Here is a 15,128-nt window from a genome sequence, read left to right as displayed (position 1 = left end):
TTGGTCACGCCTCTCGCTGATACCTGTTGCGCAGTACGATTGCGATACCGTTCATCGTCAGGAGCACCACGAGCGACACCACGACGCCCGCGGCGAGCGCCGTCGTGTAGAACTCCTCGCCGGCGAACTGGGTCGCCCACGAGTACAGCTGCATCGGCATGGCGCTCCCCTTGGAGGTGAAGCCGCCGGGCACCGGTGCGACCATCGAGTAACCGATGAAGATGAGAGGGGCGGTCTCACCGATGGCGCGGCCGAGTGCGAGGATGGTCCCGGTGAAGATACCGGGCATGGCGCGGGGGAGGACGACCCGCCGGACGGTCTGCCACTTCGTGCCGCCGAGCCCGAAGGAGGCCTGGCGCGTGGAGTCCGGAACCGAGCGGATGGCTTCCTGTGCGGAGATGATGACGATGGGGAGGATGAGCAGTGCGAGCGTCATCCCCCCGACGAGGACCGAGCCGACGGGGAGCGCGAGCGTGTTGATGAACACACCGTAGCCGAGCAGGCCGTAGACGACGGAGGGGATGCCTGCGAGGTTGGAGATGTTGACCTGGATGAGGTGGGTCAGACGGTTGTTCGGTGCGTACTCTTCGAGGTACACCGCAGCGCCGACGCCGACGGGGAACGACAGCAGCGTGACGACCAGCATCAGCAACACGGAGCCGATGATGGCCGGGTAGAGGCCGGCGTCGGCCGCCGTGTTCGAGTGGTTGCTGGTCAGGAACTGCCAGTCGACCCAGGACTCGGGTCCGGCGAGGCCGAGTACGGGGGCGAGGTACCGGATGGCGAGCACGCCACCGATGAACGCCGCGGCGAACACGAGGCCGGGAACCTGGGTCGGCCGGTCCTGGACGACGACGGCGGCGTAGGCCGCGGTCGGGATGACGACGAACGTCGCGAGCACGACGCTCGGCATCGGGAAGAACCACAGGTACGGGCCGACGAACGCGGCCAGCAGCCCGAGTGCGGCGGCCGCGCCACCCGCGATGCGGCCGGTGCGCTGGTCCTCCAGCTGGCCACCGACGAACCAGGCGACTCCGGCGGCCATCGGTAGCGTGAACGTGACCCACATGATGGACCACGGGAGCAGGTAGAACGGGAACGCCGCGACAGCCCAGGGGACGACGACCGCGAAGACGGCGAACGCGACGAGACCGACGACGGTCTCCTCGAGGAAGCCGGCCCGGCGCTGGCGACGGTACAGTACGAGCGCGCCGCCCGCGAGGGCGAGCGCGGCCCAGTAGCCGAGCCAGACCTCGGGTTCGAACACGTCGAGGAACAGCATGACGATAGCTGCCCCGAGGAACAACCCACCGAAGGGGATGCCGACGGACGCGAGGGCAGTGCCGACCGCGTCGTTGTGCCTGAACCAGACCCATCCTGCGGACCCGAGCGTCGGCACGACGAACGTCGCCGCGAAGAACGCGTACCACGCGGGATCGGCGGTGAACGGCTGGATCGCCTGGATGCCGACGTACAACAACAGGGCACCCAGGGCGACGATACCGGTGAGCGTCGCGGCCAGCAGCAGGTACTGGAAGACGGTCCCGACGGTGCGGCTGACCTCACCGAAGCTCTCGATGTGTTTTCGTTCGGTCGCCATTATTCGTACTCCTCCCGGTAGCGGCTGGCGATGAAGTCACTGATGACGTTCATGATGAGCGTCATCGCGAACAGGGTGAACCCGACGGCGAAGAGGCTGTGGTAGGCCACCCCGCTCGTCGGCATGTCGCCGGTCGCGATGTTGACCATCGCGGAGGTCATGGGCATCACCGGCTCGAAGTAGACGGCGAGGGTCCCGAAGTTCGGATACGGAATCTGGGTCCCCAGGACCGAGAGCTGCCCGAAGGCGGGCATGGTCGGGGTCGAGCCTGCGGCGATGGCGACGATCATCGTCTCACCGATGGCGCGCGAGAGCGCGAGGATGAACGACGATGCGATGCCGGAGACGGCCGCGGGCACGACGATGCCGACGGAGACGTCGAACTTGGTCGCGCCCATCCCGTACCCTGCACGGCGCAGGTCCGCCGGTACCGCGCTCATCGCGTCCTCACTGATGGAGGAGACCATCGGGATGATCATGATGCCGACGATGATGCTGGCCGAGAGGGCGTTGAACGTCCCGAGTTCGGGGAAGTTGAAGACGGTCCCCGAGAGCCCCGGTACGTCGTTGTTCAGGAAGCCGAACAGGCTGTCGAGGAACGGCGTCACGTACACGAGCGCGAAGAACCCGTAGACGACGGTTGGAATCCCCGCCAGAATCTCCAGTGCGGGCTTCAACACGGCGCGCTTTCGCTTGCTCGCGTACTCGCTCAGGTAGATGGCGGTCGCGAGCCCGAGTGGCATCGCGACGACGGCCGCCCCGATGGTGATGACGAGCGTGTTGAACACCAGCGGGACCACGCCGAACGCGTACGGTTTGAATCCTGCTGCCCAGTTGGTTCCGAGGAAGAAGTCGGCGAGGCCGATGGCGTCTCCCTCGTATCCGACGAGTCCTGCCGTCAGGTCGAAGAACTTCACCGTCTCCGATGCCAGCAGGAGAACGATACTTACGGTCGTTATCACGGAGAGCAACGCACACGCGAAGAAGAAGGCGTTCATCACCTTCTCCTCCGGCGTATCGCTCGCTGTCTCAGTGATGTCCTGTGTCACCCTGTCCGTGCTCATGGAAGTCGGTCTCTATGGATAGGTAATTAGACGCGCCGAAAAGCGCTTCTACTCTGGTTCGTCAACGGCGTGTACTCGTCAGTGGTTACTCGAGGTACTCGGAGAGCTTGTCCCTCTGCTCCTGCACCGTCTCCTCGTCGTTGGGGACGTAGCCGACCTTGTCGGCGACGAGTTCGCGCTTGCCGGACTGCTCGACGAAGTACTCCGCGAACGCGCGGACCTGCGGTTTCTCCTCGAGCGACTGGACGCGCGGGTACGTGAACAGCGGGCGCGAGAGCGGCGTGTACTCGCCGGCCTTCGCGTTCTCGAGCGAGGGCTTGACACACGTGCCGTCGCCGTCGTCGATGGCGAGCGCCTTGATCTCGTCCTTGTTCTCGCTGTAGTACGCGAAGCCGAGGTAGCCCATCGCACCGGAGGAACCCTTGACGCCAGTGATGATCTGGCGGTCCTGCTCGGTCGCGGAGTAGTCCTGACGGTGGCTGTCCTCCTCACCGATGACGGCCTCGGTGAAGTAGTCGAAGGTGCCGGACGCGGAGGTCGGACCGTACAGTTCGAGCTCCTTGTCGGGCCACTCCGAGCGGATGTCGCTCCACTTCTGGGCACCGTTGGGCTCCCAGATCTGCTTGAGTTCGTCGACAGTGATGCAGTCGACCCAGTCGGCCTCCTTGTTCACGACGACGGTGAGTGCGTCGATGGCGACCTGGAGTTCGACCCAGTCCACGCCGTTGTCAGAGCACTCCTGTTGCTCGGTTTCCTTGATGGGGCGGGATGCGTTGTTGAAGTCGGAATCGCCCTTGCAGAAGTAGTTGGAGAAGCCGCCACCGGAGCCGGTCGAACTGATCGAGATCTTCACGTCGGGGTGCTCCTCTTCGAAGCCTTCCTTGATCGCCGTCGCGAGCGGGAAGACGGTCGAGCTCCCGTAGATGTCGATATTGCCCGAGAGGGAGTCACCGTTTCCGGACTCACCATCGTCGGTGCCGTCACTGCCCGAGGCCGTCCGCTTTGCACATCCAGCGAGGCCGGCGAGCCCAACAGCGCCAGCAGCGGTCACGAACTTCCGTCTGGAGACGTTCCCGAACCGTGTGTCGCTTTTCTCCGTCATCGAGTGAACGTCATGGAGATATGAATAAATACCTCGCTATGATAGCTATATATTCGTAAATAACGCAATAGACTCCCTCGATTCGTGATACCTATTCACAATGTTCTGGGCGTCGGGGACGCCGAACGAGGCACCGAATCGAATATTCCGGTCGCCCCCGTGTCTAAATCATCTGTTTTCGGGGCTCGAACCCACGATTTCGCCTCCCTGTCGGTCGAGGCCAACATTGGTCCCCGACGTGACACGTCGGTTCTTCTCCCGGTGGCGAGGACTATATAGAAACAAGCACATTTATTTTCTCCCTGACCTCATTGCCGGCTATGGAAACGCGCAAGGTGCAAGTGACGGGTGGGTCCACCTTCACCGTCTCGCTGCCGAAGTCGTGGGCGACGGACAACGGCGTCTCCGCCGGGACGACCGTCGAGTTCTATCCCGAAGAGAACTCGCTGTTGCTCACACCGAAGAGCGAGACGAAACGGACAGAGGGCACACTCGACGTGTCCGACCTCGACGGGCAGCGACTCACGCGCGCGGTCATGACCATGTACGTCTCCGGGTTCGACATCATCTCGCTGGAGGCGAACCGCATCACGACCGACCAGCGCCGCGCGATCCGGTCGGCGACCCAGAGCCTCGTCGGTGTGGAGGTCCTGGAGGAGACGAGCGACAGCGTCGTCATCCAGGACCTGCTGGACTCCTCCGAGCTCAGCATCCACAACGCCGTCACGCGCATGCGCCTCATCGCGCAGTCGATGCTCTCGGACGCCGTCACGGCACTGCTGGAGAACGACGAGGACATGGCCCGCGACGTGCGCGAACGCGACGACGACGTCGACCGCCTCTGGTACGTCGTCTCCCGTATCTTCCGGGCGACGCTGCGCTCGCCCCGCGCCGCCGAGGAACTCGGTGTCCCCCGGGAGGTCTGTTTCGACTACCACTCCAGCGCCCGCCAGCTCGAACGCATCGGCGACCACGCCGCCAAGATCGCCAACATCGCCGTCGAACTCGACGAGATAGACGACGACGTGGCCGAAGCGCTCCAGGAGCTCCACGACGACGCGGCCGACGTGCTGGAGAAGGCGATGGACGCGCTGTTCGCGGACGACCCGGACGAGGCGACACAACTGGCAAACACCGCCCGCGAGTCGGTTCGCCAGATCGACGAGCACACCCGCACCATCGACGAACTCCTGCGCGAGCGCGAACCGCAGGCCGCCCAGGCCCTCGGGCTGGTCGTCGACTCGCTCTCGCGGAGCGCGGACTACGCCGGCAACATCGCCGAGACCGCGCTGCAGAAGGCAGCCCCGAGCCCGTAAGCAGCACCGTCGTCAGCAGTCTTTTCGAGTCCGACCAGAACGAGATGGAGCCACGGCTCCGTGGCTCGCGAGAACGGAGATGAGAAGCTGATTACTCGTCGTCGACGATGACCGCGTTGACCTGCCCGTTCTGGCCGGGGCGGGAGGTGACGCGGGCCGTGCCGGCGTCGGTCTCGATGACGGCACCCTTCGTGATGATGTTCCGGCGCACGTAGTTCGGGTTGGCGTCGTTCTCGACGACGTCCTCGATGGTGGCGTGGACCGTCTCGCCGCCCTTGTTCACGTTCGCGACGTCGGTCGCGAGGGCACGGGTCTTCGTCGTGTTCCCGCGCGTCTCGATGACGCGGAAGCGCTGTTCGCCGACCTGGGTCTCCGTCGGGAGACGGCCGAGCTGGTGCTTCTTTCGGTTACGGATCGGGCGGAGTCGTCCGCCAGTACGCTTGCGCGTGGAGCGTCCCTGGTCTTGCATACCCGGAAGCAGTTCCAGCAGCTACTTGAATCGCTCGACTTGAACCGGGGTCTCGTGCCCCTGTGCCGTGTGCGGCCGGCCCTCGGGCCGTGCGAGGTGATGGCATTCTCGGGCAGCCACATCGTAGCGTTTAGGCCCGCGTCGGCCGACCGACGTGAATATGAGTCTACGTGTGGCCGTCGCCGCGCCGTTCCGCCAGCGCGGGAAGCGCGAACTCGAGCAGAACGAGTTCGTCGTCGCGCTCTCGCTCGACCGCAACTGGTTCTCGCCGGACCAGGCCAAGCGGCTGGTGGACGTGGCGACGGGCGAGGGGCTGCTCGAACAGGTCGACGGGAACCTCCGGTGTACGTTCGACCCGAACGAGGTCGAGATACCCGAGGAGTTCGTCCCCGCCGACGACGTGCTCACCGAGCGCTCGGCGTTCGAACAGGTACTCGACGACCTCGTCGCCGCGGGGCACGAGAAACACGAGGCGGTCGGGGCGATCAACCAGCTCCAGCAGGAACTCGACGTGACCATCGCGGCCGCCGCACTGGTGTACGCGCGCCAGCAAGGTCTCGACGTCTCCGAGGCACAGGTGAAGGCGCGACAGGAACTCACGGAGGCCTGAGATGGTCGAAGACAGGACCACCGACGGCGTCCGCCTCGCACAGTTGCTCTCCTCCGAACTCGACGGGCGCGAGGACGGCGAGTTCGCCCGCTTCGCGGTCGAGAACGCCGACCGCGACGTGGAGCCGACCGACGACGGGGCCCGCGCCTACGAGGTGACCCGGGACGGCGACCCCTTCGCGGTCGTGTTCGTCCAGCCCGACCGCATCCGCATCGAACTCGAAGCCGGGCTCGACGCGGCAGTCGAGAAAGCGAAGCAGGTCGGCCTCCGGGTTCGCCCGAAGGCGACCCAGCCCCCGAAGACACTCGTCTTCGTCGAGGACGGGGCCGAGGTCAAGCGAGCGACCGACGTGGTCGACGCGGCCAGCCAGGCCGCCGCGAGCGAGTGAGGGGTGAGGCGGCGACCGTTCGCCGAGCGACTCAGGCGCTGGTCCCGCTCGACGATTCCCTGACGACGTACTTCTCGAGCAGGGGCGAGGCCCGCATCAGGCCCGTCCCGAGCACGCTCATCACGAGCACGTAGCCGACGGCGAACGCCGGAATCACGTCCGCGAGCGCGCCGGTTCCGACCGAGGTCGCCAGCGCGGCGAGCACCAGCGAGAACTCCCCGCGAGCGACAAGCCCGACCGCGACGCGCAACGACCGCCGTTCGCTCAGGCCGTACCGTTTCCCGCTCCAGTAGCCGCTGACGAGCTTGCTCGCGGTGGTGACGACCACGGCCACGCCGAGGAGCGCGAGTGCGGTCCCCTGGAGCTGGCTCACGTCGGTCTGGAGGCCGATGGCGAAGAAGAACGCCGCGGCGAACAGGTCCCTTGCGGGGGCCATGACCCGCTCGACCCGGTGGACGGCGTCGGTCTCACTGACGGCCGTCCCGACGAAGAACGCCGCGACGGCCTCGCTGACACCGAGGTCGAGCGCCATCGCGGCGACGACCGTCGTCACGCCGAGCAGCCCGAGCAACAGCAGTTCGTCCGAATCGATGGCGAGCGCGCGCTGGAGTAGTGGTGTGCCGAATCGGGCGAAGACGACGAGCGCGGTGAGCACCGCGAGGGCGACACCCACCGACCGGACCGCGGCGAAACCCCCATCGCCGATGGCGACCGCCGAGAGGAGGGCGAGGTACACCGCGATGACGATGTCCTCGACGACGAGGGTCCCGAGGACGACCTCGCTCTCGGGGTCGGCGACCCAGCCGAGGTCGATGAGCGTCTTGGTGATGATCGCGCTCGAGGAGATGTAGACGATGCCGACGAGGAACGCCGTCTCCAGCGGGGAGAAGCCGAAGGCGACCCCCAGCAGCACGCCGACACCGGCGTTCACCACGAGGTCGATGCCGCCGATGAGCGAGAGCTTCTCGCGTCTGGCCAGCAGCTGGTCGACGCTGAACTCCATCCCGATGAAGAAGAGGAGGAGGACGATACCCAGTTCTGCGAGGAGGTCGACGAACGCCTCGTCCTCGATGAGCGTGAGCGAGATGCCGTCGGCGATGGGCGCGTGCGGCCCGATGAGCAACCCGACGACGATGTACGCCGGGATGACCGACAGCCGGAGCTGTCTGGCGAGGACGCCACCGATGGCCAGCACGGTGAGCGTGATCCCGGCTTCCAGGAGTAGCCCGGCCATCGTCAGTCCTTGTGGACGAACGAACGGAGCTTCTCCTGTTCCTCCCGCGTCCCGATGGCGACGAGGATGTCGCCACCCTGTAGTTCGAACGTCGGGTCGGGGTTCGCGATGGTCTCGTCGTCGCGCTGGATGGCCATGATGGACGCCCCGGTCGCGGTCCGGATGCCACAGCTCTCGAGCGTCTGCCCCTCGAGGGTCGACCCCTCGTCCACGGTCACCCACTCGATGATGGCGTCGCCGAGGGGCACCTGTGGCTGCTGGAGCTCGACGGGCTGGAAGTACGCGCCGCCCAGAATCGCGCCGAGCTGGCGGGCCTGCTCACCGGAGAGGCTCGCGATTCGAGTGCTGTCTGCCTCCGGGTCCGTCCGGTGGAACATCTCACGTCGACCGTCGTGGTGGAGGAGGACGACCAGCCGCCCGCCGCCGTCGAGTTCGACCTCGAACTTGCGGCCGACCCCGGGAACGTCCGTCTCGTAGACCGTCATACCCGAAGATGGTGGTCGGCTGGGATATAAAGGTCGTCACGTGGCGGAGAGCGGCTCGAACTCGCGTCAGGTGAGTTGTGACTGCGTGGACTGCATCGTCGAGCCAGATCCTTCACGCGGGACCCAGGACCGCTCGCCTGACACGTACACGACCTCCAGGCGGAACTCCCGACCGTACTTCGATTCGAGCCGGTCTGCGAGTTCGTGGGCCAGCCCCGGCGGGGGTTGCGTGTCGACGTGGTAACCGAGGACCACACGCGCTCTGACGGGCTTCCCCAGGAAGTGGTCGATAGGCAGGTACTCGATGTCGGAGTCGAGGTAGGCCATCCGACCGTACTCGCCGGCGTCGAAGGTCGCTTCGAGGTCCGCTATCATCGACTTCTCCAGCGATTGCACCTCGTGGGTCGTGACGGTGACCGCCCCGAGGAGCACGGTGAGGACGGCGATGGCCACGACGAGCCTCGCGGTGCGCATCCTGACGGCGGCTCGCGCCCGCTCGGCATCCAGCCGCCGCTCCGGTCGGTAGCCCGCGAGCCAGAAGAGGATGAGCGCCGAGAGGTTGATGGCGAGCAGGTTGACGACGACGAGCACCGCCCCGCCGAACGCCAGCAGCGGCTCGCCGTAGGAGAGTGCGAGACCGGCGGTCGCCGCCGGGGGGACGAGCGCCACCGCGATGGCGACACCCACGAGCGTCGACCCGGACCCCCGCATGATACTGATGGCCCCGGCTGCCCCGGAGCCCAGGGCGAGCACCAGCGACAGGATACCCGGTCGCACCCGTTCCATGATCTGTGGGACCTCCCTGATCGCGAGGTCCGGTTCGACGAGAACCGTCTGTTGCACGACGACCCCGACCAGGAACCCGAGCGCGATGGCCCCGATGAGCCCCGTAATCTGGAGGTATATCCCACGGCTCCCGAGTTCGTCGTCTTCGAGGACGGCCCCGACGCTCGCCGCGATGGCCGGTCCCATCAGCGGGGCGACCACCATCGCCCCGATGATGGTCGCCGCGGAGTTCTGGAGCAAGCCCGTCGCGGCGATGAGGGTGCTCAGGAACAGCATCGGAAAGAACGTCTCGTTGACGGGTGCGAGGTCGTACGCCCGGGCGCTCAGTTCTTCCCGGGAGACCCGGAGGCTGGCGTACTTCTCGCGGAGCGCCTCGAACTGCCGGGAGATGACCAGTTCGACGGGGAGGACGATGGTGTAGGAGTCCTCTCGGATTCCCGCGATGCGGAGCTTCTTCAGGACGGGTTCGAGCCCGTTGGTCGGCACCGGGAACTGGACCATGGCCTCGAAATCCCCCCGACCGGTCTCCTCGAACAGGGCGTAGTCGATGCCCTCCCGGTCGAGGACGGTGAGGACACTCTCTCGCTTACCCTCCGGGATGAGCGCCTGGACGAGTCGCATGCAGAGAGTACGGGGTTCGGCCGATTAAGGCGATATTCGGTTTCCTGATAGCTCTCGCAGAGGACTGCCGGCGTCCCGAGACAGCGTCGAGGGCGCGCCGCGATAGCAACCTTGTTAATCGACCCACTCCCACGCCACACAAATGAGCTTCTTCGAGCACGTCGGGCAGCGGATTCGGGACAAGGACACGGTCGTTTCGGTCGGGCTGGACCCTGACCCGGCCCGGATTCCCGAGTTCCTCGCGGACCACGACCTGCCCCGGTGGGCGTTCAACCGCCGAATCATCGACGCGACACACGAGCACGCGGCCTGTTTCAAGCCCAATGCGGCGTTCTACGAGGACGGCGACGGCTGGGCCGCCCTGCGCGAGACCATCGCCTACGCCCACGGGAAGGACGTTCCTGTCCTGCTCGACGCCAAGCGTGCCGACATCGGGAACACGACCCGGCAGTACGCCGAGTTGTTGGACTACGCCGACGCCATCACGGTGAACCCGTACATGGGTCGGGACTCCCTCGACCCGTTCCTCTCGCGGGCCGACAAGGGCGTCTTCATCCTCTGTCGCACCTCGAACCCGGGCGGGGCGGACCTGCAGGACCTCGAACTCGCCTCCGGCGAGCCCCTGTACGAGCGGGTCGCCGCGCTCGCGGACCTGTGGAACGAACACGGGAACGTCGGGCTGGTCGTCGGCGCGACCACCCCGGACGAACTCGAGGAACTGCGCGAACAGGTCCCCGATATCCCGTTCCTGGTCCCGGGGGTTGGCGCACAGGGCGGCGACGCCGAGGCCGCAGTCGAATTCGGTCTCGCTGATGGAGTCGGGCTCGTGAACTCCTCGCGAGGTATCATCTTCGCCGGCGAGAACGCTCGCGGCGAGAAGGAGTTCTTCCAGGCGGCCGGACAGGCGGCCAGGCGGCTGAAGACGCGGCTGAACCAGTACCGCGACTGAGCCGGCACCAGCGCAGCCCCGGTATCGCCGCGGCCCCGGTATCGCCGCCGACTCAGAGCTGGTAGGTGTCGCCCTCGACCCCGCTGGGGTCCGCCCGGCGCGCACAGTCGAGGCACATCCCGTGCTCGCGGTCGAAGTGGGTCTGACAGACCATCGCCCCACAGCGGTTGCAGTGCTGGCGTGCGCGGGCTTCCTCGCAGATCTGGCAGAGGCCTGCGACGCTCATGTGAGGAGATAGCACACCCTGCCTCTTGAGTGCTCGGCCTGCGGTGCCAGCGACCGCGCGGACACCCCGTATCCTGCACTCCACCGAGTCGTTTAGGGTAGCGTGGCACATAGAGTCACAGCGTGCGAGATTCGCCACTGCTGTTCGGGTTGGCCGCCGTCTTCGCCGGCCTGACGACGGTGCTCGCGGTCGTGGCCATCGTCACGCGCGAGTTCTTCGTCCTCGGGGTCGCGCTCCCGTTCGCCGCCACCACCTACTTCATGTGGTTCCAGGCGAGCGGGAAACTCCAGGAGAAGGTGGCCGGCGGGACGTACGCCGACGCCCCCGGCGAACGCCGCCGAACCGCCGAGCAGAAGGCCCGGGAGGGCGCTCGCGGCGGCCGAAGCCGGTTCGCCCGCGAGGCACGCCGTGCGGCCCAGGAGCGCCGCCGCCGCGACCGGTTCCGACAGGCTGGCCGCGTCTCCGACAGCGGCCGTCGCCGACAGCGTCGCCAGCGACGCCGACCCCGGATGGACGACGGTCCGACCCGGTCGGAGGCCCTCTCGACGCTCGGCCTGGGACGAGACGCCGACGAGGAACGGGTCCGGGAGGCGTACCGCAAGAAGGTCAAGGAGGTCCACCCGGACACTCCCGATGGCGACGAGGAGTCGTTCAAACGGGTGAAGGCGGCGTACGAACGGCTCAAAGACGACTGGTGAGTTGCGGCGATTCCCTGTCCACGCCCCGGGATACCCGGTGTGCCGGAGAGCGCTCCCGTCCCCTCAGACCGTAATGTGATAACAATTGTCATAAGACGAGAAGTCTTTTGCCACCTGTCTCCTAACCCGGAGGTATGAGCCCTGACCGGGCCGTGTTGGAGCAAGCCCTCGAACGCGGTGAGCAAGAGGGCGGCAACGTCGAGTTCAAGGAGCGACTCTCGAAGGACGTCCACCTCGCCGATGGCCGGCGAGAGAGTCTGGCGGCGCAACTGCGCCACCGCGTCCTTTCGGGTGACGGCCACGCGATGTACGTGGTCGGCGTCACGGACGACGGCGGCCTCGCCGGTATCGAACCTGCGGTCTTCTCGGAGACGATGGACGTGTTGAGCCTGCTCGCCGAGGAGGCCGGTGCCCACATCGAGAACGTCCAGACGTGGGGCGTCACCGACGACGGGGCCCACCGCGGGACACGCGGTGACCACACAGACGCCAGGGAGCGCGGTATCGTCGGCGTCGCCGAGATCCGCGAAGGTGGCGTGCTGGAGACCGACGACGAGCACATCGTGGTCGGGACCGCCGGGCACGTCGACCACGGGAAGTCCACGCTGGTCGGCTCGCTCGTCACCGGACAACCGGACAACGGCGACGGGGCGACCCGCAGTTATCTGGACGTAAAGCCACACGAGGTCGAACGCGGGCTGTCCGCGGACCTCTCCTACGCCGTCTACGGCTTCAACGACGACGGCCCGGTCCACATGAACAACCCGCACCGCAAGCAGGACCGGGCCCGCATCGTCACGGAGTCCGACCGCCTCGTCTCGTTCGTCGACACGGTCGGCCACGAGCCGTGGCTCCGGACCACGATTCGGGGGCTGGTCGGGCAGAAGCTCGACTACGGCCTGCTGACGGTCGCGGCCGACGATGGCCCGACAAAGACCACTCGCGAACACCTCGGCGTCCTGCTCGCGACGGACCTCCCGACCATCGTCGTCCTGACGAAGAAGGACATCGTCGACCAGGAGCGTCTGGAGGAGGTCGAACGCGAGGTCGAGCGACTGCTCCGCGACGTGGGCAAGACGCCCCTGCGGGTCGACCGCCACGGGGTCGACGCCGCCGTCGAAGAGATCAGCGACGTGGTCGTCCCCATCCTCACGACCAGTTCGGTCACGATGGACGGCCTCGACACCCTCGACGAGCTGTTCGAGCGCCTCCCGAAGACCGCCGGCGTCGAGGGTGACTTCCGGATGTACATCGACCGGACCTACTCCGTCACCGGGGTCGGCGCGGTCGCCTCCGGGACCATCATGTCCGGCGAGATCGAGGCCGGCGACGAACTCCTGCTCGGCCCGATGCCCGACGGCTCCTGGCGCGAGGTCGAGGCCCGCTCCATCGAGATGCACTACCACCGCGTCGACGAGGCCAAGGCGGGCCGCATCGTCGGTATCGCGCTCAAGGGCGTCGCCGAGAACGAGATAGAGCGCGGGATGGCGCTGGTCCCCCGCGACAGCGAGCCGGTGACGGTCCGCGAGTTCGACGCCGAGGTGATGGTGCTCAACCACCCGACCCGCATCGGCGACGGCTACGAGCCGGTCGTCCACCTCGAGACCATCAGCGAGGCCTCCATCTTCTCGCCAGAGGAAGGGCGGCTCCTGCCCGGCGACAAGGGCCGCACCCGCGTCCGGTTCAAGTTCCGGCCCTACATGGTCGAGGAGGGCCAGCGCTTCGTCTTCCGTGAGGGCCAGTCCAAGGGCGTCGGGACGGTCACGAACGTCTATCGGGAGTGACCTGCGGCCGACCAAGCACCCCTGACCGGGGGTGGTTCGGTCACCCGATACATGTTTTTTTGCTGGCGTCCTACCTGCTGGCACGAATGGAACGTCGCTCGCCGGCCGTTCGCTTCTACATGGCGCTGACCGGGCTGGTTCTGGTCGCGTGCTATCTACTGGTGGGCTCGCTCCTGGTCGAGGTCGCCACCTCGCTCTGGCTCAGCCGGCCCGACCCGGTGCTGTTCACCGCCGCCTTGCTCGGGTCGTCGCTCGTCTTCGGCTACGCGAGCTACCGCGGTGGGACCGCACGGCTCCTCTCCTCGCTCGACGCGGTCGACCTGCCGCGGGAGCGCGCCCCCCAACTCCACGCCCGGGTCGACGGGCTGGCCGACCGGATGGGAATCGTCCGCCCGCAGCTGCTCATCGCACAGATGCACGCCCCGAACGCGCTCGCGCTGGGTGGCAGAAAGCGCGGCGTCGTCGTCCTCGACGCGAGCCTCTTCCGCCTGCTTTCGCTGGACGAACTGGAGACCATCGTCGCCCACGAACTCGCCCACCTGGAGAGCCGCGACAGCCTGGTGCAGACGCTCGGGTTCAGCGTCGGCCAGACCCTCAGCGGCTTCGTCTTCCTGCTGTTGCTCCCGGTCGGCCTGTTCGTCGCCGGGTTCCGACGAGCATTGCGCTGGGTCCGCGGGGAGCGACCGCGGCCGTTCAGCGAACACCTCACGCGGACGCACGCGCAGGTCGCCTCTGCCGTGATGGTCGTGATGCTGGTGTTGACGTTGGCGCTTCGAGCACACTCCCGGCGGCGGGAGATCGCGGCCGACGACCGGGCGGTCGCGGTGACGGAGAAACCGATGGCGCTGGCCCGGGCGCTGGCACGCATCGAACGCGCTTCGGAACCGCCGGGCGGGCTGTTGTCGTCGCTCTACATCCATGGGACCGAGGAAGGGACGCTTACGCGACTGCTGGCGACGCATCCACCGATGCAGGAGCGAATCGAGCGACTGGTCGAGCGGGCGGAATCGACGTGGCACCGCATCGAGATACAGTGAGTGGCGTCGGGGCGCGCGACTACCAGGGCGGGTCGGTCAGTTCTCCGAGCGACCCGAGCACGTACTCCGGGGTCGGCGAGTCCGCTCCCGGGCTTCCTCCATCCACCGCGAGCCACGCGGCCCGGACCCCGGCAGCCTGCGCCCCGGCCACGTCCGAGCGCAGTGAGTTCCCGACGTGAACCGTGTTTCTGGCGTCGCTCCCGAGCAGGTCGAGGACGCGGTGGAACGCGTCGGGCGCGGGCTTCGCGGGCGTGTCGTAGCCGGCGTGGACGACGTGCTCGAACGCATCGGCGAACGGGAGGGCACCGAGTTTCTGGGACTGCATCTCGGGGGACCCGTTGGTGACGACTGCGAGGCGGTAGTCGGCCGCGAGGGACGTGACCGCCTCGGCAGCGCCGGGGAGCGGTTCCACGTTCGACTGGTCGCGCTCCGCGTCGTAGACCGTGGCGAGTTCACGACCGAGGTCGGGGTCCCTGCCGGCGTCCGCCGCCAGGCTGGCGAAGCACTGCTCGCGCAGTTCACGCATCCCCGATGCGTCCGTCACGAACTCGTCGTAGCGCGCGTAGTAGTCGGTCGCCTCGAAGAACGGGTCGACGCCGACGGTCTCGAAGGCGAGGTCGAGCATCTCGGGGACCGAGCGTCGGTACGAACACAGCGTGTCGTCGAGGTCGAACAGGACGGTGTCGACGGGTGCGGGCATCGGGAGAGAGTCGGCCCGCCAGCGAGATAAATGAGGTGGCGACCCGGCACGCCTCGGGG

General features: G+C 67.0%; 16 protein-coding genes. 7 read left to right on the top strand and 9 right to left on the bottom strand.

The genetic code is table 11. The features are described from left to right. Positions 1-4: 4 nt before the first annotated feature. The 3 genes from pstA to ACSC1S_RS11850 form a co-directional block, all read right to left on the bottom strand. Positions 5-1,600 carry a phosphate ABC transporter permease PstA gene (gene pstA / locus ACSC1S_RS11860; protein ID WP_435364457.1) on the bottom strand — a complete coding sequence of 532 codons (1,596 nt, stop codon included), beginning with the start codon at positions 1,598-1,600 and terminating at the stop codon, positions 5-7. Further along, positions 1,600-2,664, bottom strand: coding sequence for a phosphate ABC transporter permease subunit PstC (pstC, locus tag ACSC1S_RS11855; protein WP_435364456.1), 1,065 nt, complete (start codon positions 2,662-2,664; stop codon positions 1,600-1,602). The genes pstA and pstC overlap by 1 nt, the downstream gene beginning before the upstream one ends. Positions 2,665-2,749: 85 nt before the next feature. Beyond that, entirely contained in the window at positions 2,750-3,766 is a 1,017-nt protein-coding gene (locus ACSC1S_RS11850; protein ID WP_435364455.1) for a PstS family phosphate ABC transporter substrate-binding protein, read from the bottom strand. A 320-nt stretch (positions 3,767-4,086) separates the two neighbouring features. On the opposite strand from ACSC1S_RS11850, the gene ACSC1S_RS11845 reads away from it, so the two are divergent. Continuing rightward, positions 4,087-5,082 (top strand): PhoU domain-containing protein, encoded by a 996-nt coding sequence (locus tag ACSC1S_RS11845; RefSeq protein WP_435364454.1) that lies wholly within the window; start codon positions 4,087-4,089, stop codon positions 5,080-5,082. Positions 5,083-5,173: 91 nt separating this feature from the next. Here ACSC1S_RS11845 and ACSC1S_RS11840 read toward each other — a convergent pair whose 3' ends face one another. Next, the gene (locus ACSC1S_RS11840; protein ID WP_261652054.1) at positions 5,174-5,551 is read right to left on the bottom strand and encodes a 30S ribosomal protein S8e; all 378 of its coding nucleotides are present in this window, start codon (positions 5,549-5,551) and stop codon (positions 5,174-5,176) included. A gap of 160 nt (positions 5,552-5,711) precedes the next feature. Here ACSC1S_RS11840 and ACSC1S_RS11835 point away from each other — a divergent pair, with 160 nt between their 5' ends. Both ACSC1S_RS11835 and ACSC1S_RS11830 read left to right on the top strand, forming a co-directional pair. Next, positions 5,712-6,161 (top strand): DUF2240 family protein, encoded by a 450-nt coding sequence (locus ACSC1S_RS11835; RefSeq protein WP_435364453.1) that lies wholly within the window; start codon positions 5,712-5,714, stop codon positions 6,159-6,161. 1 nt (position 6,162) lies between these two features. Then, complete coding sequence (locus tag ACSC1S_RS11830; protein ID WP_435319093.1) at positions 6,163-6,549, top strand: DUF7993 family protein; 387 nt, start codon at positions 6,163-6,165, stop codon at positions 6,547-6,549. A gap of 31 nt (positions 6,550-6,580) precedes the next feature. Here ACSC1S_RS11830 and ACSC1S_RS11825 read toward each other — a convergent pair whose 3' ends face one another. The 3 genes from ACSC1S_RS11825 to ACSC1S_RS11815 form a co-directional block, all read right to left on the bottom strand. Continuing rightward, complete coding sequence (locus ACSC1S_RS11825) at positions 6,581-7,783, bottom strand: cation:proton antiporter (protein WP_435364452.1); 1,203 nt, start codon at positions 7,781-7,783, stop codon at positions 6,581-6,583. Positions 7,784-7,785: 2 nt separating this feature from the next. Next, complete coding sequence (locus tag ACSC1S_RS11820) at positions 7,786-8,268, bottom strand: cation:proton antiporter regulatory subunit (protein WP_435319091.1); 483 nt, start codon at positions 8,266-8,268, stop codon at positions 7,786-7,788. Between the two features lie 66 nt (positions 8,269-8,334). Continuing rightward, positions 8,335-9,675 carry a TIGR00341 family protein gene (locus tag ACSC1S_RS11815; RefSeq protein WP_435364451.1) on the bottom strand — a complete coding sequence of 447 codons (1,341 nt, stop codon included), beginning with the start codon at positions 9,673-9,675 and terminating at the stop codon, positions 8,335-8,337. Between the two features lie 142 nt (positions 9,676-9,817). On the opposite strand from ACSC1S_RS11815, the gene pyrF reads away from it, so the two are divergent. Further along, positions 9,818-10,624, top strand: a complete 807-nt coding sequence (gene pyrF / locus ACSC1S_RS11810) for an orotidine-5'-phosphate decarboxylase (RefSeq protein WP_435364450.1) — start codon at positions 9,818-9,820, stop codon at positions 10,622-10,624. 52 nt (positions 10,625-10,676) lie between these two features. On the opposite strand, the gene ACSC1S_RS11805 is transcribed toward pyrF, so the two are convergent. Beyond that, positions 10,677-10,850 (bottom strand): hypothetical protein, encoded by a 174-nt coding sequence (locus tag ACSC1S_RS11805; RefSeq protein WP_435364449.1) that lies wholly within the window; start codon positions 10,848-10,850, stop codon positions 10,677-10,679. A 122-nt stretch (positions 10,851-10,972) separates the two neighbouring features. On the opposite strand from ACSC1S_RS11805, the gene ACSC1S_RS11800 reads away from it, so the two are divergent. From ACSC1S_RS11800 to ACSC1S_RS11790, 3 genes are all read left to right on the top strand, one after another. Further along, positions 10,973-11,548 (top strand): J domain-containing protein, encoded by a 576-nt coding sequence (locus ACSC1S_RS11800; protein WP_435364448.1) that lies wholly within the window; start codon positions 10,973-10,975, stop codon positions 11,546-11,548. 134 nt (positions 11,549-11,682) lie between these two features. Next, positions 11,683-13,332 (top strand): GTPBP1 family GTP-binding protein, encoded by a 1,650-nt coding sequence (locus ACSC1S_RS11795; RefSeq protein WP_435364447.1) that lies wholly within the window; start codon positions 11,683-11,685, stop codon positions 13,330-13,332. An 86-nt stretch (positions 13,333-13,418) separates the two neighbouring features. Beyond that, positions 13,419-14,369, top strand: a complete 951-nt coding sequence (locus ACSC1S_RS11790; protein WP_435364446.1) for a M48 family metallopeptidase — start codon at positions 13,419-13,421, stop codon at positions 14,367-14,369. A gap of 19 nt (positions 14,370-14,388) precedes the next feature. Here ACSC1S_RS11790 and ACSC1S_RS11785 read toward each other — a convergent pair whose 3' ends face one another. Further along, positions 14,389-15,069 (bottom strand): HAD family hydrolase, encoded by a 681-nt coding sequence (locus ACSC1S_RS11785; protein WP_435364445.1) that lies wholly within the window; start codon positions 15,067-15,069, stop codon positions 14,389-14,391. Positions 15,070-15,128: the final 59 nt, after the last annotated feature.

Origin of the sequence: Haloarchaeobius pelagicus (genome assembly GCF_051207375.1) — an archaeon.
In the GTDB taxonomy this organism is placed as follows: domain Archaea; phylum Halobacteriota; class Halobacteria; order Halobacteriales; family Natrialbaceae; genus Haloarchaeobius.
Note: the sequence above shows the minus strand (reverse complement) of the source record. Positions and strands in the feature narration are given on the sequence as shown.